General features: G+C 59.5%; 22 protein-coding genes. 16 read left to right on the top strand and 6 right to left on the bottom strand.

Annotated features, from left to right (window positions below; genetic code table 11):
* Nucleotides 1–42: 42 nt before the first annotated feature.
* Complete coding sequence (locus J4E42_RS22975; protein ID WP_207286247.1) at nucleotides 43–942, top strand: polysaccharide deacetylase family protein; 900 nt, start codon at nucleotides 43–45, stop codon at nucleotides 940–942.
* 78 nt (nucleotides 943–1020) lie between these two features.
* On the opposite strand, the gene J4E42_RS22970 is transcribed toward J4E42_RS22975, so the two are convergent.
* Entirely contained in the window at nucleotides 1021–1740 is a 720-nt protein-coding gene (locus J4E42_RS22970) for an Imm52 family immunity protein (protein ID WP_008043243.1), read from the bottom strand.
* Nucleotides 1741–1896: 156 nt separating this feature from the next.
* On the opposite strand from J4E42_RS22970, the gene J4E42_RS22965 reads away from it, so the two are divergent.
* Entirely contained in the window at nucleotides 1897–2139 is a 243-nt protein-coding gene (locus tag J4E42_RS22965) for a DUF1652 domain-containing protein (protein ID WP_008043245.1), read from the top strand.
* Between the two features lie 615 nt (nucleotides 2140–2754).
* Here the strand turns inward: J4E42_RS22965 and J4E42_RS22960 are convergent.
* Complete coding sequence (locus J4E42_RS22960) at nucleotides 2755–3651, bottom strand: LysR family transcriptional regulator (RefSeq protein ID WP_008029078.1); 897 nt, start codon at nucleotides 3649–3651, stop codon at nucleotides 2755–2757.
* 124 nt (nucleotides 3652–3775) lie between these two features.
* On the opposite strand from J4E42_RS22960, the gene J4E42_RS22955 reads away from it, so the two are divergent.
* The 9 genes from J4E42_RS22955 (at nucleotide 3776) to J4E42_RS22915 (ending at nucleotide 12202) form a co-directional block, all read left to right on the top strand.
* Entirely contained in the window at nucleotides 3776–4924 is a 1149-nt protein-coding gene (locus tag J4E42_RS22955; RefSeq protein WP_207286246.1) for a muconate cycloisomerase family protein, read from the top strand.
* A gap of 10 nt (nucleotides 4925–4934) precedes the next feature.
* Nucleotides 4935–5225: a muconolactone Delta-isomerase gene (gene catC, locus J4E42_RS22950; protein ID WP_008029082.1), complete on the top strand. Its 291-nt coding sequence runs from the start codon at nucleotides 4935–4937 to the stop codon at nucleotides 5223–5225.
* Between the two features lie 54 nt (nucleotides 5226–5279).
* Nucleotides 5280–6209: a catechol 1,2-dioxygenase gene (catA, locus tag J4E42_RS22945; protein WP_192417572.1), complete on the top strand. Its 930-nt coding sequence runs from the start codon at nucleotides 5280–5282 to the stop codon at nucleotides 6207–6209.
* 213 nt (nucleotides 6210–6422) lie between these two features.
* Nucleotides 6423–7382 (top strand): AraC family transcriptional regulator, encoded by a 960-nt coding sequence (locus J4E42_RS22940; RefSeq protein ID WP_008044866.1) that lies wholly within the window; start codon nucleotides 6423–6425, stop codon nucleotides 7380–7382.
* Nucleotides 7383–7655: 273 nt separating this feature from the next.
* A complete protein-coding gene (gene benA, locus J4E42_RS22935; RefSeq protein ID WP_207286245.1) occupies nucleotides 7656–9017 on the top strand; it encodes a benzoate 1,2-dioxygenase large subunit in 1362 nt (453 codons plus the stop codon).
* Nucleotides 9017–9505, top strand: coding sequence for a benzoate 1,2-dioxygenase small subunit (gene benB / locus J4E42_RS22930; RefSeq protein WP_008044859.1), 489 nt, complete (start codon nucleotides 9017–9019; stop codon nucleotides 9503–9505). Before benA ends, benB begins: the two co-directional genes overlap by 1 nt.
* A gap of 10 nt (nucleotides 9506–9515) precedes the next feature.
* Nucleotides 9516–10529 (top strand): benzoate 1,2-dioxygenase electron transfer component BenC, encoded by a 1014-nt coding sequence (gene benC, locus J4E42_RS22925; RefSeq protein WP_207286244.1) that lies wholly within the window; start codon nucleotides 9516–9518, stop codon nucleotides 10527–10529.
* A gap of 161 nt (nucleotides 10530–10690) precedes the next feature.
* Nucleotides 10691–11464: a 1,6-dihydroxycyclohexa-2,4-diene-1-carboxylate dehydrogenase gene (locus J4E42_RS22920; protein ID WP_008029096.1), complete on the top strand. Its 774-nt coding sequence runs from the start codon at nucleotides 10691–10693 to the stop codon at nucleotides 11462–11464.
* Between the two features lie 39 nt (nucleotides 11465–11503).
* Nucleotides 11504–12202 (top strand): alpha/beta hydrolase, encoded by a 699-nt coding sequence (locus J4E42_RS22915; protein ID WP_207286243.1) that lies wholly within the window; start codon nucleotides 11504–11506, stop codon nucleotides 12200–12202.
* Nucleotides 12203–12208: 6 nt separating this feature from the next.
* Here the strand turns inward: J4E42_RS22915 and J4E42_RS22910 are convergent, their stop codons facing one another.
* On the bottom strand, nucleotides 12209–12571 hold the full coding sequence (locus J4E42_RS22910; RefSeq protein ID WP_008029100.1) for an NUDIX hydrolase: 363 nt from the start codon (nucleotides 12569–12571) through the stop codon (nucleotides 12209–12211).
* 222 nt (nucleotides 12572–12793) lie between these two features.
* Between J4E42_RS22910 and J4E42_RS22905 the strand changes: the two genes are divergently transcribed.
* Entirely contained in the window at nucleotides 12794–12997 is a 204-nt protein-coding gene (locus tag J4E42_RS22905; RefSeq protein ID WP_008029102.1) for a hypothetical protein, read from the top strand.
* Nucleotides 12998–13040: 43 nt separating this feature from the next.
* On the opposite strand, the gene osmE is transcribed toward J4E42_RS22905, so the two are convergent.
* A complete protein-coding gene (gene osmE, locus J4E42_RS22900) occupies nucleotides 13041–13400 on the bottom strand; it encodes an osmotically-inducible lipoprotein OsmE (RefSeq protein WP_207286242.1) in 360 nt (119 codons plus the stop codon).
* A gap of 14 nt (nucleotides 13401–13414) precedes the next feature.
* Nucleotides 13415–13654, bottom strand: coding sequence for a hypothetical protein (locus J4E42_RS22895; RefSeq protein ID WP_008029106.1), 240 nt, complete (start codon nucleotides 13652–13654; stop codon nucleotides 13415–13417).
* A gap of 170 nt (nucleotides 13655–13824) precedes the next feature.
* Between J4E42_RS22895 and J4E42_RS22890 the strand changes: the two genes are divergently transcribed.
* Nucleotides 13825–14043, top strand: coding sequence for a hypothetical protein (locus J4E42_RS22890; protein WP_207286241.1), 219 nt, complete (start codon nucleotides 13825–13827; stop codon nucleotides 14041–14043).
* A gap of 70 nt (nucleotides 14044–14113) precedes the next feature.
* Nucleotides 14114–14449 (top strand): hypothetical protein, encoded by a 336-nt coding sequence (locus tag J4E42_RS22885; protein WP_008044852.1) that lies wholly within the window; start codon nucleotides 14114–14116, stop codon nucleotides 14447–14449.
* A gap of 108 nt (nucleotides 14450–14557) precedes the next feature.
* Here J4E42_RS22885 and J4E42_RS22880 read toward each other — a convergent pair whose 3' ends face one another.
* A complete protein-coding gene (locus tag J4E42_RS22880) occupies nucleotides 14558–15115 on the bottom strand; it encodes an Rrf2 family transcriptional regulator (RefSeq protein WP_192229247.1) in 558 nt (185 codons plus the stop codon).
* A gap of 266 nt (nucleotides 15116–15381) precedes the next feature.
* On the opposite strand from J4E42_RS22880, the gene J4E42_RS22875 reads away from it, so the two are divergent.
* Both J4E42_RS22875 and J4E42_RS22870 read left to right on the top strand, forming a co-directional pair.
* A complete protein-coding gene (locus J4E42_RS22875) occupies nucleotides 15382–16584 on the top strand; it encodes an NAD(P)/FAD-dependent oxidoreductase (protein ID WP_207286240.1) in 1203 nt (400 codons plus the stop codon).
* A 182-nt stretch (nucleotides 16585–16766) separates the two neighbouring features.
* A complete protein-coding gene (locus J4E42_RS22870; protein WP_207286239.1) occupies nucleotides 16767–18056 on the top strand; it encodes an FAD-binding oxidoreductase in 1290 nt (429 codons plus the stop codon).
* The last annotated feature ends 1 nt before the right edge of the window (nucleotide 18057 follow it).

Below are 18057 nucleotides of genomic sequence, written 5' to 3'. Positions count from 1 at the left end.
CGCACAACTGTGCGGGCTTAACGGTCCGGCTCAAGGCACAACATGAAACAGCTGTTCAAGATTCTCAGCGCACTCGCCATTGCCGTCGGGCTGGCGGGTTGCATCGCTGCTCCCATCGAAATGACGCCGCAAACCGAACAGCGTCTGCACGCGCAAGCACCGATCCGGTTTCTGCTGACGTTCGACGACGGTCCCAGCGCGTCGAGTTTCTGGAACCCGACGATGACAATCCTCGACAGTCTCGCCACCAACCCGGTGCAGCCGAACCTCAAAGCGGTGTTCTTCGTGCAGACCGGTGCGCCACGGGCGGGCGACAGCGACATCGGCCGAGAGGTCATGCGCCGCGAACATGCGGACGGGCAGATTCTCGGTTTCCACACGGCCACCCACTGGCACACCAATCACCGTTCTCTGAGCCCGGAAGAACTGGAACAGTCATTGACCAAAGGCAGTGCCGACATCGCCGCCATCACCGGTGCGCCGCCGACCCTGGTACGGCCGCCGTTCTGGAACTACGACAAACGGGTTTTCGCCGCTTATCAAAAGCACGGCATGCACGTGTTGCTGACCGACCTGAGCGCCAACGACGGCAAGATCTGGGGTTTCAACGCCAGCCCCCGACGCCGGTCCAGCATGTTGCGGCAGATGTCAGAGGTGCGTGAGCGCATCGCAATGGGTGAGTTGCCGACGGTGGATGGGGTGATCCCGGTGGTGGTGACCTTCCACGACCTCAATCGCTACACCGCCCGACATGCCCGCGAATACCTGCAAATCCTTCTCGACAGTGCGCAGGCGACCGGCGTGAAAACGGCGCAGAAGCCGTTTTACGATGATCAGGCTGAACTGCAACGGGCGGCCATGGCGCGCACCGTTCGCGACAGTGCGCAACCGGTGAAATTGCCGGGGGTCTGGAACTGGATCTGGGGAGCGGATGCGCAGTGATCAAAACGCAAGACTCACGGGCCCTTCGCCGGCAAGCCGGCTCCTGCAGATGATCGCTGTCGTTCACATGTGCACGATTCAGTTCATAAACAACGGCAAATAACCAAGCTCTACCAGTTTGGTATCAATATCCCCAACCTGTCCGAAGTGGTCGAGGTTTTGCTCATTCATGACTTCAGGACAGCTGACGATAATGGTCCCCCTGTCGGGCACGGGAACCAGTTTGTGTGCCTGAGGGAAGTCTTCCTGTTTCAACGGTTGCGGGCAAAAGCCAATCCATCCAATTGTCTGTCGGTCCTTGAAAACACGACCTTTTCTGAAATAGTTGGCCGGTACCACGGTGACCCAGTCAATTTCTGGCCAGATATTCACGGCCAGATTGATAATTTTTGTGAATGTCTCTTCCGGGTGCGCAAGCTTCATCAACAAAGCACCAGCGTCCTCGAAGGACATGGCTGACACTGAATCGAGGTTGTGCGCGCTGTAATGAAAGGCGACTCCGCCCTCAAGCGGATCCTGGATGGCATTCCAGACCGAAAATTCGGTCAGGTCGGGAAGGTCAGGATCATGAGCGCGCTTAACTTTGTCGATCAGCGCTTGAGTGTTGTTACTGACGTTAGTTGAAAGCGAGTCTTTCAGGCTTTTCCCTTGCAAATACCAGTTGGCCAGAAGCGGACTGATTGCACCCACCTGACGCAAAAACTCGGCAGCTTTTTCGACCTGCGTTTCAAGCGTAAGTGAGGTAATGGCCTGCTTGTTGAACCTGAAGGTAAAAATGAAGCTTTTGAAATTTGTCATGCTGACACCTTGAATGCTTTGCTCTTAACCGGCACCTAAAGTTTTCCGAATTGAGACACAAATAACATTTGTCCCAAGTATTCGCCCGAGCAGGCTTGGTAGGCCCATCTATTCTCAAAGGGTCAATCCGATCAACCGCCACCCGAGACACCCTTTATGGTTTCAGTTCCAGAACTTTGCCGCATTGTGGAGTCCGGTTTTCAACCGCTTTCCTGCGCCTGCACGGTGAATCCTGACGGGTCGCTACGGATCAAGGTTTTCGAGCGCTCCACCGGCAGGATTGATCTGCTGATCACCGGCGTGTCACCCGCGCAACTGAGCAGCGCTCGTGCTATTTCAAACCTGATTGGCGAATTTCACACCGAAATGCGCGCCGGTCGCCGCGCGTTTGCCGGCTGAGGAATAACCGCAAAACCTGTAGGAGTCCGGCTTGCCAGCGATGGCAATCTCACGGGCGCCATCGCCGGCAAGCCGGGCTCCTACAGGTTTTGCGTAACCCCTCAATCCCGAACACATCCACGATCTGTAGGAGCCGGCTTGCTGGCGAAGGCGATCTCACGGACGCCATCGCCGGCAAGCCGGGCTCCTACAGGTTTTGCGTAAACCCTCAATCCCGAACACCCCCACAATCTGTAGGAGCCGGCTTGCCGGCGATGGCAATCTCACGGACGCCATCGCCAGCAAGCCGGGCTCCTACAGGTTTTGCGTAAATCCTCAATTCCGAACACCCCCACAATCTGTAGGAGCCGGCTTGCTGGCGATGGCGATCTCGCGGGCGCCATCGCCAGCAAGCCGGGCTCCTACAGGTTTTGCGTAAATCCTCAATCTCGAACACACCCACGATCTGTAGGAGCCGGCTTGCCGGCGATGGCGATCTCGCGGGCGCCATCGCCAGAAAGCCGGGCTCCTACAGGTTTTGCGTAAATCCTCAATCTCGAACACACCCACGATCTGTAGGAGCCGGCTTGCCGGCGATGGCGATCTCGCGGGCGCCATCGCCAGCAAGCCGGGCTCCTACAAAGCGTTCAGCTGTTGCGGCGATAACTCATCAATCATCCGCAAGCAATGATTCAACCCAGGCGACACGTCGCCCACGCGTCGGCTGAGGATGATCGGCGAGGTCGCGTTGTCTTCCAGCAGCGGCGTGAAGCCGATGTCGTCGCGGTGCAGCAATTGCACCGAGGCCGGCACCAGGGTGACGCCGATTCCTGCGCCCACCAGGCCGATGGCGGTTTGCAGTTCGTTGGTCCACTGCGCCACGTGAATGCTCACGCCATAGGACTCGAACAGCCCGATCACATGGTCGGCGTAGCTGGGGCGCGGGTTGCCGGGGTACAGCACGAAAGGTTCCTTTGCCAGTTCGCGCAGGCTGATCGGCCCGGCCAGTAGCGGATGACCGGCGGGCAGGGCGGCGACCAGCCGGTCTTCGGTCAACACCGTCTGGATGATGGCCGGGTCGTCGATGCGGATGCGGCCGAAACCGATATCGATCCGACCGGCCTTGAGCGCCTGCACCTGTTGCAGCGTGGTCATTTCCGAGAGCCCCAGTTCCAGCTCCAGAGGCTCGCCGCTGCGCAAGCGGCGAATCAGTTCCGGCAGCACGCCATAGAGTGTCGACGGCGCAAAACCAATCCCCAGCCAGGTTTTTTCCCCCAGGCCGATGCGTCGCGTGTTGTCGCAGACCTTGCCCAGTTGCTCCAGCAGGGCAGTGCTGTGCTCATGGAAAAACCGCCCGGCGTCGGTCAGCTTCAGCGGCCGCCCGCGATCCAGCAGCAACACCCCGAGTTCATCCTCCAGTTGCTGAATCTGTCGGCTCAGTGGCGGTTGGGCAATGTGCAGCAGTTCGGCGGCGCGGGTGAAGTTGAGGGTTTGAGCCAACACCTGAAAATACCGCAGGTGACGCAGTTCCATGAGGCCTCCGTAAAGCAGTTTGCATACCTTAAAGGTATCAAGTCAGACCAATTCTATATTGGCTTCCCGAAAAAAGCCGTACCAGAATCGGTTCCAGAACTTTAAGAACCTGACGGGTATCGACATGCTTGCAACTGCCATTGAATCGATCGAGACGATCATCGTCGATCTGCCGACCATCCGCCCGCACAAGCTGGCGATGCACACCATGCAGAACCAGACGCTGGTGATCATTCGCGTGCGCTGCGCCGATGGCATTGAAGGCATTGGCGAATCCACCACCATTGGTGGCCTGGCGTATGGCAATGAAAGCCCGGACAGCATCAAGACCAACATCGACCGGCACTTCGCGCCGCTGCTGCTGGGTCAGGACAGCGCCAACGTCAACGCTGCGATGTTGCGCCTGGAGCGCAGCATCCGTGGCAACACCTTCGCCAAGTCAGGTATCGAAACCGCGTTGCTCGATGCCCAGGGCAAGCGCCTCGGCCTGCCGGTCAGCGAACTGCTGGGCGGCCGCGTTCGGGATGCGCTGCCAGTGGCCTGGACCCTGGCCAGCGGTGACACCGACAAGGACATCGCCGAAGCGGAAAAAATGCTCGACCTGCGCCGCCATCGCATCTTCAAACTGAAAATCGGTGCCGGCGAAGTCAATCGCGATCTGGCCCACGTCATCGCGATCAAGAAAGCCCTCGGCGATCGCGCCAGCGTGCGGGTTGATGTCAATCAGGCCTGGGATGAAGCCGTCGCGTTGCGCGCCTGCCGGATTCTCGGCAGCAACGGCATCGACCTGATCGAGCAGCCGATCTCGCGCAATAACCGCTCGGGCATGGCGCGCCTGAACGCCATCAGCCCGGCGCCAATCATGGCCGACGAATCCATCGAGTGCGTGGAAGATGCGTTCAACCTGGCCCGTGAAGGCGCGGCTTCAGTGTTCGCCCTGAAGATTGCCAAGAACGGCGGCCCACGCGCCGTGCTGCGGACCGCCGCGATTGCCGAAGCGGCGGGCATCGGCCTGTACGGCGGCACCATGCTTGAAGGTGGTCTGGGCACCATGGCGTCGGCCCATGCCTTCATCACGCTGAACAAACTGGCGTGGGACACCGAGCTGTTCGGCCCGCTGCTGTTGACCGAAGACATTCTCAGCGAGCCGCTGGTCTATCGCGATTTCGAGCTGCACGTGCCGAAAACCCCTGGGCTGGGCCTGAACCTCGATGAAGAACGCCTGGCGTTTTTCCGTCGCGACAAGACATCCACTGCCATTCATCAAGCCTGAGGAGAGCATTATGCTGTTCCACGTAAAGATGACCGTGAATTTGCCGGTCGATATGAACCCCGAACGCGCCGCGCAGCTCAAGGCTGACGAAAAAGCCCTGGCGCAGCGTCTGCAGGATCAAGGCAAGTGGCGTCACCTGTGGCGCATTGCCGGGCTCTATGCCAATTACAGCGTGTTCGATGTCGACAGCGTTCAAGAGCTGCACGACTTGCTCATGCAATTGCCGCTGTACCCGTACATGGCGATCGAAGTCACCGCGATGTGCCGGCATCCTTCTTCCATCCGCGAGGATGACCGCTGAACCTGGCCTGTTCAGTTCGCCACGCTAATAATTACAAGATGAGGAACCCATAAAATGAACGTAAAAATTTCCCACACTGCCAAAGCCCAGAAGTTTCTCGAAGAGGCCAGCGGCCTGCACAACGATGCCGGCAATCCGCGCACCAAAGCCCTGATCTACCGCATCCTGCGTGATTCGGTGAACATCATCGAAGACCTCGCCGTGACCCCGGAAGAGTTCTGGAAAGCCGTTAACTACCTCAACGTGCTGGGTGCGCGCCAGGAGGCTGGACTGGTGGTGGCCGGGTTGGGCCTGGAACACTACCTCGACCTGCTGATGGACGCCGAAGACGAACAGGCCGGCAAGGCTGGCGGCACGCCGCGCACCATCGAAGGCCCGCTGTACGTGGCCGGTGCGCCGTTGTCCCAAGGTGAAGCGCGTCTCGATGATGGCGTCGATCCGGGTGTGACGCTGTTCATGCAGGGCCGTGTGTTCAATACCGCCGGCGAACCGTTGGCCGGTGCGATTGTGGATGTCTGGCACGCCAATACCGGCGGCACTTATTCGTACTTCGATACCACGCAATCCGAATTCAACCTGCGTCGCCGCATCGTCACCGACGCCGAAGGTCGCTACCGCTTCCGCAGCATCGTGCCGTCGGGTTACGGCTGCCCGCCGGACGGTCCGACTCAGCAACTGCTCGATCAACTGGGCCGTCACGGCCAGCGTCCGGCGCACGTGCACTTCTTCATCTCGGCGGCGGATCATCGTCACCTGACCACCCAGATCAACCTCGACGGCGATCAATACCTGCACGACGATTTCGCCTACGCCACCCGTGACGAGCTGATCGCGAAAATCACCTTCAGCGATGATCAACAACGCGCAGCGGCGCATGGCGTCAGCGGTCGTTTTGCCGAGATCGAATTCGATTTCACCTTGCAATCGTCCGCCCAGCCGCAAGAGCAGCAGCGTCACGAGCGGGTTCGCGCTCTGGAGGACTGATTCCAGCTTGGTGATGACTGACACACCGCTTTCGCGAGCAGGCTCGCTCCCACATTCGACCGTGTTTCTTCAGTGGGACTACGGTCAAAATGTGGGAGCGGGCTTGCTCGCGAAAGGGCCAGAATATTCCACATGTCGATCAACTGACACACCGCCGCAAGCACTGCCTTAGAATGCCCCGTCGCACCCCATAAAAACAACGAGAGTGACCCGATGATGCAAGCGCAACTGTTGAGTCAGCGCAGCTCCGTATTCGACCATGCCGACCCGTACGCGGTGTCGGGCTATGTCAATCAGCATGTCGGTAATCATTGCATCCTGATGCCGCGCGCCGGGCAACCCCTGGCCAGTCTCAATCATCGCAAGTTTGCCAGCCTCGACCTGTGCCGCATCAGCTATGGCGGCAGCGTGCGGGTCACCTCGGGCGCACTGGAAAGCATCTATCACCTGCAAGTGTTGCTGCGTGGCAACTGCCTGTGGCGCGGGCACGGTCAGGAACATTACTTCGCGCCTGGCGAGTTGCTGCTGATCAATCCCGACGATCCGGTGGACCTGACGTACTCTGACGATTGCGAAAAATTCATCCTCAAAGTTCCCACGACGTTGCTTGAGTCCGTGTGCGACGAGCAGCGCTGGCGCTATCCGGGGCAGGGCGTGCGGTTTCTGGAGAACCGTTACCAGCTCAATGAACTGGAAGGGTTTGTCGGGCTGCTGGCGATGATTTGCCAGGAGGCCGAGGCCACCGAGCAGATTCCCAAAGTGCAGGAGCATTACGCACAGATCATCGTCAGCAAGATGCTCAGCCTGATGCAGACCAACGTCAGCCGAATCAACCTCGGCTCACAGACGGCCACGTTCGAGGTGATTGCCGACTACATCGCACGCCACCTCAAGCAGGACATCGACAGTGAAGAACTGGCGCGTCAGGCGCGGATGAGTCTGCGTTCACTGTATGGCTTGTTCGAACGCAACGCCGGCACTACGCCGAAAAACTACATCCGGCAGAAACGTCTGGAGCGTATCAATGCCTGTTTGAGCGACCCGACCTGTAATGTGCGTAACGTTACGGAAGTGGCGATGGATTATGGATTTCTGCATTTGGGGCGATTCTCCGACAACTACCGCAAACAGTTCGGCGAGTTACCGTCGGACACCCTCAAACGCCGCGAGTGATCGCAGGTACACCACGAACTGTAGGAGCCGGCTTGCTGGCGATTCAAACGACGCGGTCTATCTGACACGCCGCATCGCCTGAATCGCCAGCAAGCCGGCTCCTACAGAATGGTGGTGTGTCTGGCACACCGCGTTGCGTCGATCGCCGGCAAGCCGGCTCCTACATCGGTCTTTGCACTAAACGGATAAAGGTCTGCACCCAGCGGATAGTCCACCCCATTGCCCCGTCCTAGCATGAGCCTTGCCTGAACAATAACAATGGAGGCGGCGGCCATGACCCTGCGACCCGAATATCTTCAATCCCTGCTTGAGGACGATCCAGAACAAGGCATCTACCGCTGCAAGCGCGAGATGTTCACCGACCCACGGCTGTTCGACCTTGAGATGGAACACATCTTCGAAGGCAACTGGCTGTACCTGGCGCACGAAAGCCAGATCCCCAACAAAAACGATTTCTACACCACCACCATGGGGCGCCAGTCGATCTTCATCGCGCGCAACAAGGACGGTGAGCTCAATGCCTTCATCAACGCCTGCAGTCACCGTGGCGCGATGCTTTGCCGACACAAGTCCGGCAACAAAAGCTCGTACACCTGCCCGTTCCATGGCTGGACCTTCAACAACTCCGGCAAACTGCTGAAAGTCAAAGACCCGGCAGCGGCCGGCTACCCGTCGAGCTTCAACTGTGAAGGCTCCCACGACCTGACCAAAGTCGCCCGTTTCGAATCCTATCGCGGCTTCCTGTTCGGCAGCCTCAAGGCTGATGTGGTGCCGCTGGTTGAGCATTTGGGCGAGTCGGCGAAGATCATCGACATGATCGTCGACCAGTCCGCCGACGGCCTGGAAGTGCTGCGCGGTTCGTCCAGCTACATCTACGAAGGCAACTGGAAACTCACCGCCGAAAACGGCGCCGACGGTTACCACGTCAGCTCGGTGCACTGGAACTATGCCGCCACCCAGAACCAGCGCAAACAGCGCGAGGCCGGCGACACCAACCCGACCATGAGCGCTGGCAGCTGGGCCAAGCAGGGCGGTGGTTTCTACTCGTTCGACAAAGGCCACATGCTGCTCTGGACCCGTTGGGCCAACCCTGAGGACCGTCCGCTGTACGAACGTCGCGATGAGCTGGCCAAGGACTTCGGCAAGGCCCGCGCCGACTGGATGATCGAAAACTCGCGCAACCTGTGCCTGTACCCGAACGTGTACCTGATGGACCAGTTCAGCTCGCAGATCCGCATCGCCCGGCCGATTTCGGTCAACCGTACGGAAATCACCATTTACTGCATCGCCCCCAAAGGCGAAAGCGATCACGCCCGTTCGAGCCGGATTCGTCAGTACGAGGATTTCTTCAACGTCAGCGGCATGGCCACCCCGGACGATCTGGAAGAGTTTCGCTCCTGCCAGACCGGTTACCAGGGCAGCGTGACCGCCTGGAACGACATGTCCCGTGGCGCCGAGCACTGGGTCGAAGGCGCCGATGAGGCGGCGAAGGAAATTGACCTGCATCCGTTGCTCAGCGGTGTGCGCACCGAGGACGAAGGCCTGTTCGTGTTGCAGCACAAGTATTGGCAGCAAACCATGCTCAAGGCCCTGGCTGCCGAGCAATCGAAGCTGATTGCCGTGGAGACCGTGTAATGACCATCACCTATGAAACCGTGCGCGACTTCCTCTACCGCGAAGCGCGTTACCTCGATGATCGGCTATGGGACGAATGGCTGGAGTTGTACGCCACGGATGCGACGTTCTGGATGCCGTCCTGGGACGACAACGACGAACTGACTGAAGACCCGCAACGGGAAATCTCGCTGATCTGGTACGGCAACCGCACGGGTCTGGAAGACCGCATCTTCCGCATCAAGACCGAGCGTTCCAGCGCCACCGTGCCGGACACCCGCACCTCGCACAACATCAGCAACATCGAGCTGCTGGAGCAGGCGGACGGCCTGTGCAAGGTGCGCTTCAACTGGCACACCTTGAGCTTTCGCTACAAGACCGTCGACAGCTATTTCGGCAGCAGTTTCTACACCCTCGATATGCGCGGCGAAAACCCGCTGATCAAGGCCAAGAAAGTGATCCTGAAGAACGACTACGTTCGCCAGGTCATCGATGTTTACCACCTGTGAGGCGGCCGTCATGACTCATTCCATCGCATTCAATTTTGAAGACGGCGTCACCCGTTTCATCGACGCCAATGCCGGCGAAACCGTGGCCGACGCCGCGTACCGCCAAGGCATCAACATTCCGCTGGATTGCCGCGACGGCGCCTGTGGCACGTGCAAGTGTTTCGCCGAGGTTGGCAGTTACGACCTGGGCGAGGAATACATCGAGGACGCGCTCACGGCGGAGGAAGCCGAACAGGGTTTTGTCCTGACCTGCCAGATGCGCGCCCAGAGCGATTGCGTGGTGCGGGTGCCGGCCTCCTCGGAAGTCTGCCGCACCCAGCAGGCCAGTTTTGAAGCGACCATCAGCGCCGTGCGCCAGTTGTCCGACAGCACCATCGCGTTGTCGATCAAGGGCGATGCGCTGAGCAAACTGGCGTTCCTGCCGGGGCAGTACGTGAACCTCGGGGTTCCCGGCAGCGAGCAGACCCGCGCTTATTCGTTCAGCTCGTTGCAGCGCGACGGCGAGGTCAGTTTCCTGATTCGCAATGTGCCTGGTGGTTTGATGAGCAGCTTCCTCACCGGTATGGCAAAGGCCGGCGACAGCATGAGCCTGGCCGGGCCGCTGGGCAGTTTTTATCTGCGCGACATCCGTCGGCCGTTGTTGCTGCTGGCCGGTGGTACGGGGCTTGCGCCATTCACCGCGATGCTGGAAAAAATCGCCGAGCAGGGCAGTGAACATCCGCTGCATTTGATCTACGGCGTGACCAACGATTTCGACCTGGTGGAAATGGATCGGCTGGAAGCCTTCGCCGCGCGAATCCCGAATTTCAGCTTCAGCGCCTGCGTCGCCAGCCCCGACAGCCTGCACCCGCTCAAGGGCTACGTGACCCAGCACATCGAGCCCAAACACTTGAACGAGGGCGACGTCGATGTCTACCTGTGCGGCCCGCCGCCGATGGTCGAGGCGGTCAGCCAGTACATTCGCGAGCAAGGCATTGCGCCGGTGAATTTCTACTACGAAAAATTCGCTGCCAGCGCGGCATAAGTCGCGACACAAAACCAATGTGGGAGCGAGACCGGCTTGCCGGCGATGGTCTCCAGGACGCCGCGTCTATTCAGAAAGCACGCGTAATCGTTAACGATCATCGCCGGCAAGCCGGTCTCGCTCCCACAGGGTAGATTCGCATCCGTCGTCACGAGGTACACATGAACAGATTTCACGAAAAAGTCGCGTTGATCACCGGTGCCGCCCAAGGCATCGGCCGGCGTGTTGCCGAGCGCATGGCGGCGGAAGGGGCGCGCTTGATTCTGGTCGACCGCTCCGAGCTGGTGTTTGAAGTGCAGCAGCAATTGGGGAAGGACAGCCAGGTGCTCGCGCTGACCGCCGATCTTGAGCAATACGGCGAATGCAACCGTGTGATGCAAACCGCCGTCGAGCGCTTCGGTCGTCTCGACATCCTCATCAACAATGTCGGCGGGACGATCTGGGCCAAACCGTTCGAACACTACGAAGCCGAGCAGATCGAGGCCGAAGTCCGCCGTTCGCTGTTCCCGACGTTATGGTGCTGCCATGCCGCGCTGCCGTTCATGCTGGAGCAGGGCAGCGGCGCCATCGTCAACGTCTCGTCCATCGCCACGCGCAGCATCAACCGTGTGCCGTACGGTGCGGCGAAGGGCGGGGTGAATGCGCTGACCGCGTGCCTGGCGTTCGAAACCGCCGGTCGTGGCGTGCGGGTCAATGCCACGGCGCCCGGTGGCACTGAAGCGCCGCCGCGAGTGATTCCGCGCAACAGCGCCGAACAGAGCGCCGAAGAAAAAGTGTGGTACCAGCAGATCGTCGACCAGACGCTCGACAGCAGTTTGATGAAGCGCTATGGCACGCTGGATGAGCAGGCAGGCGCTATTCTGTTTCTGGCCAGCGACGAAGCGTCCTATATCACCGGCATGATCATGCCGGTGGGTGGTGGCGACCAGGGCTGACAGCGTTCGCCAACAACCCCATCAAACGGAGTCAACGTGATGAGTGAAAAACCCACGATCGTGCTGGTCCATGGTTTTTGGGGCGGTGCCGCCCACTGGAACAAGGTTATCGCCGAACTGCTGAAAAAGGGCTACACCCGCATCCGCGCGGTCGAGATGCCGCTCACGTCGTTGGCCGATGATGCCGAGCGCACTCGCAAAATGGTCGCGCAAGAGGCGGGGCCGGTGCTGTTGGTGGGGCATTCCTATGGCGGTGCGGTCATCACTGAGGCCGGCGATCAAGCGAATGTCGTGGGTCTGGTGTACATCGCCGCGTTCGCGCCGGACGCGGGTGAAAGTCCCGGCGCCATCACTCAACGGCATCCACCCGCTGCCGCCGCAAACCTGGCGCCCGACAGTGATGGTTATTTGTGGGTCAGACCGGAGCGTTACCACGAAAGCTTCTGCCAGGACCTGCCCGCAACCGAAGGACTGGTGATGGGCATCACCCAAAAAGCCCCCTTGGCCGGCACGTTTGGCGATGCGATCAATACGGTGGCGTGGAAGAGCAAACCGTCGTGGTATCAGGTGTCGACCGACGACCGGATGATCGCGCCGCAAAACCAGCAGTGGATGGCGGGGCGGTTGAACGCCAAAGAGATCCTGACGTTGCACGCCAGTCACGCCTCCCTTGCCTCGATGCCGGTCGAAGTGGCGGCGTTTATCGACAAGGCGGCAACGGCAGTGGCCAAGGCCTGATCCACCTTACAGGCGACGCTGAAACGCTCTGACGATTCGCAGCGTGGCGTCGCTGGTGTTCAGGTTCTGCACGGCGTCCAGCGGATACCACAGGCAATCGAAAATTTCGTTTTGCGGCCGGGCTTCAGACGAGTTGAGTACCGACGCCTCGTAAACGTGGTGTCGGGTGCCACCCGTTTCCAGTTGCATCAGGTACAGCATGTCGTCGACCCCAAGCCCGGTCTCTTCCTGAAGTTCGCGCATGGCGGCGCCTGCCGCGGTTTCTCCGGGCTCGACCTTTCCGCCGGGCAACGTCCAGCGACACCTTGGCTTGCGCACCAGGAGAACGTGCCGGTCCTGCTCACAAATGACGGTTGCGCGTACTTTCATGTGTTACCTGAGTGCTTGCTGTCATAAATCAGTAATAAAAATGCAATATTCAGGCCGCCCAAGGCTGCACGGGCCTCTTGGCTGGTTAGAGGTCTCACAGGGGCTGAAAGTGCAACCGAATGGCGGAATACTGTCGCGACGTCTGGTCGGCACCTCGGCAAAGGGCGGGTGTAAGGTAGGCAGGTCAATCCTGGACATCAGTACCGAAAATGGAGGTGACTTATGAGCGTTCCGATGCTGAATAAGATGCACATGAACGGTTATGACGTACTTAGCGTGAGCAATGGCCCATGGCGGGTGTGCACCCAAGGTGACCAACTGGGCGCTTTTGCCAGCCGGGAAGAGGCACTGGCCTTTGCCGCGGCACTTCCCGGTTACAAATCCCGGGCCAAAAGGCCGGCGAGCAACCAGACGACGGTCAAGTAAAACGCTTCTAGCCCCGGTTTTTTCCGGGGCTTTTCATTTTGGCTCAGTAACCGCCGCCACCGCCGCCGGTGCTATGGGAAGACTCCCTGGCTTTTGTTTGCAGGCGGCTCCATTCCGCACAGGTGATGAAGCTCGTGTGGTCGACCTTGCCCCGGTTATCGAAACTGACGTTGTACGCTTGTTGATGGCCGGCTTTCGTCAGCTTGTAGTCATAGCAAGTGCCAGGCACCGCCGTGCGTTCGGTGATGGTGTGAGGCGGCCCGCCGATTTGCTCGACCTGATCCTTGCTCATTCCGGTCTCGACTTTGGCGACCAACGGGAGGTCGCCATAGAGGCGTGATTCAGTGCTGCAGCCCGCCAGCGCTGCCAGTACGACAACCAGCGCATATAAAGGCTTGTTCATGGCCGCGCTCCTGTTCAGTGAGCTTTGTTGCGACTGATGGCCTTGGCTTTCACTTCTTCGGCATAGCCTGCCAATCGCTGTTCGTCGCCCTGAAACAGGTCGCACAGCCTCAGCACCGCCTGCGCATCGACATCATTGCCAGACAGCTTTAACTGGTCTGCCAGGCGCAAAAGCTCGACCGCCGACCACCTCAGGTCCGATGCAACGCTTTGCAGGTCACGTCGAAGTTCGTTTTCAGATTCGTTGAGCCACATGACGATCTCCAGAAAACCTCTGCTACGAAATTTTAGTCCCATTTCCCTGGACAGGGCGTTTTGTTCGTCCGAACTGCCAATGCTGCCTTTGGTCGGGAAGATGCACGCGAGCGAAAAGATTTGCTGTCGTATTGAAGTGGCGAATTTCCGCCGGGGCGAGGCAATTTCAAATGACGACGACCGATGACTTCAGGATTCACGCGCATGAGCTGATGGTCGATCTGGACGCCGCGACCACGGAGATGATGAAGCTGATTTCCGCTCATCAACTCAGCGGCCCGGAATGGGAGCGGGTCACTCAATGGCAGCACGAAGCGTATGAACGATGGATGACTTTCCTGAACGAACGGCCCGCTGCGCATCCCGGCCAGAACACCGAAAAACGCTGAGAAAGGCTCAATGAATGGATGTCTGCAAGACGACGCGCTACATTTCCTTTTTTTTGAATAGGGGGGCGTCATGCGGACGTTGATTGCGGGAGTCGTGGTGGCGTTACTGGCGGGGTGTTCCTTGCCTGCGTCGCTGGTGCCGGGTGAGCCGAATGTCAGCAAATACAGTGAGAAGGCGCCGAAGGAGTATGCCGCCTGCGTATTGCCGGCGTGGCAGAAAGAGATTTCCAATACGACTCAAACGCCGATTTCCAATGGCTACCGGATCAAGGCGCCGAGCATCATCACGGCCGACGAAATTCTGGATATCGTGAAATCGAAAGACGGCAGCCGGGTTTCGCTGTATCAAGGGCCGCCATGGGCCAAGTCAGGCGCACTGCGTCAGGCAGTTCGTGACTGTTTGTAGGACTTGGCCGCGAGTTATAGCGGTGTTTGATAGATAGCCATCGCCGGCAAGCCGGCTCCTACAGGGGATTACGGTGCCTTTGTAGGAGCCGGCTTGCCGGCGAAGGCGTCAAATGTTGGTAACCACAATGGTCTGCTCGTCAGCGGCCGGGGCAGCGCTTTTCTTGTCCCGGCGATCACTCATCCAGTTATCAACCTGAGCACTGAACTCCGAGGGCGCCTTTCGTCCGACTTTCCTGGCGAGATCCAGGATGGTCTGCTGGGCGAGGGCATCTTCCATGCGTTTCTGCGCCGTCATCATGACCGCATGGACCGAGCAATGGCCTGACACCGCCCAGTCCGGGGCGGAACCTTCGAACAGGGCGCAACGCCCGCGAATTTCCCGGCAATCGAAAATCAGCTTTTGGCCGTCGATGGCATTGACGATATCGAGCACGCTGATTTCGTCGGAGGGCCGGGCCAGCTTGAATCCGCCGCGCACGCCTTCAGTGGCGACCACCAGTTTTGCCTTGGCCAGTTTGGTGAAAATTTTCGCCAGATAGTCCAGTGGCACGCCTTGCAGTTCTGCGAGGTCACGCACGCTCGCCTCACGGGTGTCGCCGCAATTGCCCACCAGGAAAATCAGGCAATGAATGCCGTACTCAACGCCAGCGCTGTAAAGAGACATTTGGATCTCCGACTAATCTTGTCGCAAATGTTAGCAGCTGAAGGTTAGGCCGGCAACGAATCCCGTCGGCGCATCTCTCTGTGTATTACCCCTTGTGCATGGGTAAAGCCTCTCTCGGTCAAGCCATCGAACCTTTCGATGGCAACCATCAGAAAAAACCGATTGCGTTAACTAACTAGGATCAATACAGTCGTAGTTGTTCGGTCGGCACTGGCAAGCGCACCACCTCTACGAATTCATTGATCGGCCTTCTCACGGAGTTAAAGATGAAACAGCACATTCTGGTAATCGGCGCAGGTTTCGGTGGCATGTGGACGGCTTTGAGCGCCACACGCCTGTTCGACATTCATGGTCACAACGACGTAGAAGTCACCGTCCTGGCCCCGCAGGCCGAGCTGCGCGTGCGTCCGCGGTTCTATGAACCGAACGCGCACCAACTGGCCGCGCCGATTGGCGAGCTGTTCGATGCGGTGGGCGTGAAGTTCATCAAGGGTGCTGCAGAAACCATCGACGTCGGGCAAAAACGCGTGGGTTATGTCGACGCCTCGGGTGCGAAACAGGTGTGCAGCTACGACAAACTCGTTCTGGCCACCGGCAGCCGTCTGGCGATTCCGGCGACCGCCGGCGTGGCTGAACATGCGTTCGATGTCGACCAGATCGAACAAGCCGTGCGCCTGGAAAACCATCTGAAATCCCTGGCCAGCCTGCCGGAAAGCAAAGCCCGCAACACCGTGGTGGTGGCCGGCGGCGGCTTCACCGGGATTGAAACGGCGACCGAGATGACCGCACGTCTGCGTGCCATTTTGGGCGATCAGGCCGACGTCGAGGTGATCATTGTCGATCGTGGCGAGAAAATTGGCGGGTCGATGGGGGCTGAAATCGCCAAGTCGATCGAAGAGGCCAGTATTGAAACCGGCGTGAAATGGCACTTGAAGGCTTCGGTACTTTCCGTCGATGCCAACGGCGTCACTCTGAGCGACGGCCAGCGTATCGAGGCCAAAACCGTGGTCTGGACCACCGGCGTGCGCGCCAGTTCGCTGACCGAGCAGATCCCTGCCGAACGCGATCACCTGGGCCGCCTGCACGTGGACAGCCACCTGAAAGTCATCGGTCAGGACGATATCTTTGCCACCGGCGATGTGGCTTATGCCGCGTCCGACGACATCGGCAACTACGCCTTGATGACCTGCCAACACGCCATCGTATTGGGGCGTCACGCCGGCAATAACGTTGCCGCGCAGATCCTGGGCGTGGACCCGACGCCGTACAGCCAACCCAAATACGTCACCTGCCTGGACCTGGGTGCCTGGGGCGCGGTGTACACCGAGGGCTGGGACCGTCAGGTCAAACTGGTGAAACAGGAAGGCAAGAACCTGAAGACGCAGATCAACACCGTGTGGATCTACCCGCCGGCAGCTGATCGTGCAACCGCATGGGCCGCAGCAGATCCGCTGATCCCGATCGCTTGAGTCGCTGAACGGAAATCACCTGAATCCCTGTAGGAGCGAGCTTGCTCGCGATGGAGTGTCAGCCACATAAGGTTGACTGACACACCATCGCGAGCAGGCTCGCTCCTACAGGTTCTTGCGTTCGTGAAATAACGTGTGTATTTTTTCATGAAATTTAAATAATAAAATTTCATGAGGCTCGCATGTTCCAGCAATCCACCCGCCATGTCGCCAGTTACTACGCTCACACTTGCGCAGATCGCTTGGTGGAACGTGCGGCGTTGGAGGGCGAGCACGACACCGAAGTGTTGATCATCGGCGCCGGCTTCAGTGGTTTGCACACGGCATTGCGCCTGGCCCTGGCGGGCAAGCGCGTGACGCTGCTGGAAGCCAGTCGAGTGGCTTGGGCAGCGTCGGGGCGTAATGGCGGCCAGGCCATTCTCGGTTGGTCGTGCGATATGCCGCCTCTGGAGGCCGCGCTGGGTTATGAGCGTGCGCGGCGCTTGTGGGACGGCATGCGCTGGGCTGCGCAGGAACTGCGCGCGCTGCCCGACCGGCATGAATTCGATTGTGATTATCGGCCCGGCCACCTCTGGACATCGGTGATGCCGCGACGGGTGAGCCTGCTGACCGAGTGGCAACACGAGGCGAGCCACAAATGGGGCCATGATGGATTGCAATTCATTCCCCGTGAGCAGTTGCCGCAATGGGTCGCCAGCGAGCGCTACCAGGCGGGCCTGTTTGATCCTGAAGGCGGACACCTGAACCCGTTGAAACTGGCACTTGGCCTGGCGGCGGCCATTGAGCGCGCCGGTGGTCGTATTCATGAACAAAGCAAGGCGCTGAATTACCGCGAGGAGGGTGGCCGGTACGTGGTCACCACTGAGCGCGGACGCATCCGGGCCGATGTGCTGGTGCTGGCGTGCAACGCCTACCTGGACCGGCTCGATCCGCAGCTATCAAGTTGTGTGTTGCCGGTCGGCACCTATCAGGTGGCGACCGCGCCGCTCTCGCAAGCACAGGCGACCGCGCTCCTGCCGAGCAATGTCTGTGTCACCGACAATCAGTTCGTTCTCGATTATTTCCGTCGTACACCGGATAACCGCTTGCTGTTCGGCGGCGGTTGCACCTACCTGGGCGGTATGCCGAAGGACATCGCTGCCGCGACCCGGCCGTTCCTGCAACGGGTATTTCCTCAGCTCCAGGGCGTCGACCTGGAATTCGCCTGGGGCGGGCATATCGACCTTACGCTTAAACGCACGCCTGACATTGGCCGACGCGGCGATCTCTATTGGCTGCAGGGTTATTCGGGCCACGGTGTGCTGCCGACCCTGGCCGGGGCTCGCGCCGTGTCCGACGCGATACTCGGTCAGGCAGACGAGCTGGGCTTGTATCAGGGCCTGGTCAACGGCAGCTTCCCCGGCGGCAAATACATGGCTGCGCCCCTGGAGGCCATCGGCAAGGCCTGGTATCGGTTGCGCGACAGCCTTTGAA

This window comes from Pseudomonas sp. FW300-N2A2, from assembly GCF_017351735.1.
Taxonomy (GTDB): Bacteria; Pseudomonadota; Gammaproteobacteria; order Pseudomonadales; family Pseudomonadaceae; genus Aquipseudomonas; species Aquipseudomonas migulae.
This window is presented reverse-complemented; position numbering and strand designations above follow the sequence as displayed.

Coding starts and splice junctions, on each gene's coding strand:
- J4E42_RS22910 (WP_008029100.1), bottom strand. CDS start 12,571: ATGAAAGTACGCGCAACCGTCATTTGTGAGCAGGACCGGCACGTTCTC.
- J4E42_RS22975 (WP_207286247.1), top strand. CDS start 43: ATGAAACAGCTGTTCAAGATTCTCAGCGCACTCGCCATTGCCGTCGGG.
- benA (WP_207286245.1), top strand. CDS start 7,656: ATGACCCTGCGACCCGAATATCTTCAATCCCTGCTTGAGGACGATCCA.
- osmE (WP_207286242.1), bottom strand. CDS start 13,400: ATGAACAAGCCTTTATATGCGCTGGTTGTCGTACTGGCAGCGCTGGCG.
- J4E42_RS22955 (WP_207286246.1), top strand. CDS start 3,776: ATGCTTGCAACTGCCATTGAATCGATCGAGACGATCATCGTCGATCTG.
- J4E42_RS22915 (WP_207286243.1), top strand. CDS start 11,504: ATGAGTGAAAAACCCACGATCGTGCTGGTCCATGGTTTTTGGGGCGGT.
- J4E42_RS22890 (WP_207286241.1), top strand. CDS start 13,825: ATGACGACGACCGATGACTTCAGGATTCACGCGCATGAGCTGATGGTC.
- J4E42_RS22970 (WP_008043243.1), bottom strand. CDS start 1,740: ATGACAAATTTCAAAAGCTTCATTTTTACCTTCAGGTTCAACAAGCAG.
- J4E42_RS22895 (WP_008029106.1), bottom strand. CDS start 13,654: ATGTGGCTCAACGAATCTGAAAACGAACTTCGACGTGACCTGCAAAGC.
- J4E42_RS22870 (WP_207286239.1), top strand. CDS start 16,767: ATGTTCCAGCAATCCACCCGCCATGTCGCCAGTTACTACGCTCACACT.
- J4E42_RS22885 (WP_008044852.1), top strand. CDS start 14,114: ATGCGGACGTTGATTGCGGGAGTCGTGGTGGCGTTACTGGCGGGGTGT.
- J4E42_RS22905 (WP_008029102.1), top strand. CDS start 12,794: ATGAGCGTTCCGATGCTGAATAAGATGCACATGAACGGTTATGACGTA.
- catC (WP_008029082.1), top strand. CDS start 4,935: ATGCTGTTCCACGTAAAGATGACCGTGAATTTGCCGGTCGATATGAAC.
- J4E42_RS22880 (WP_192229247.1), bottom strand. CDS start 15,115: ATGTCTCTTTACAGCGCTGGCGTTGAGTACGGCATTCATTGCCTGATT.
- J4E42_RS22960 (WP_008029078.1), bottom strand. CDS start 3,651: ATGGAACTGCGTCACCTGCGGTATTTTCAGGTGTTGGCTCAAACCCTC.
- J4E42_RS22940 (WP_008044866.1), top strand. CDS start 6,423: ATGATGCAAGCGCAACTGTTGAGTCAGCGCAGCTCCGTATTCGACCAT.
- benB (WP_008044859.1), top strand. CDS start 9,017: ATGACCATCACCTATGAAACCGTGCGCGACTTCCTCTACCGCGAAGCG.
- catA (WP_192417572.1), top strand. CDS start 5,280: ATGAACGTAAAAATTTCCCACACTGCCAAAGCCCAGAAGTTTCTCGAA.
- J4E42_RS22965 (WP_008043245.1), top strand. CDS start 1,897: ATGGTTTCAGTTCCAGAACTTTGCCGCATTGTGGAGTCCGGTTTTCAA.
- J4E42_RS22920 (WP_008029096.1), top strand. CDS start 10,691: ATGAACAGATTTCACGAAAAAGTCGCGTTGATCACCGGTGCCGCCCAA.
- benC (WP_207286244.1), top strand. CDS start 9,516: ATGACTCATTCCATCGCATTCAATTTTGAAGACGGCGTCACCCGTTTC.
- J4E42_RS22875 (WP_207286240.1), top strand. CDS start 15,382: ATGAAACAGCACATTCTGGTAATCGGCGCAGGTTTCGGTGGCATGTGG.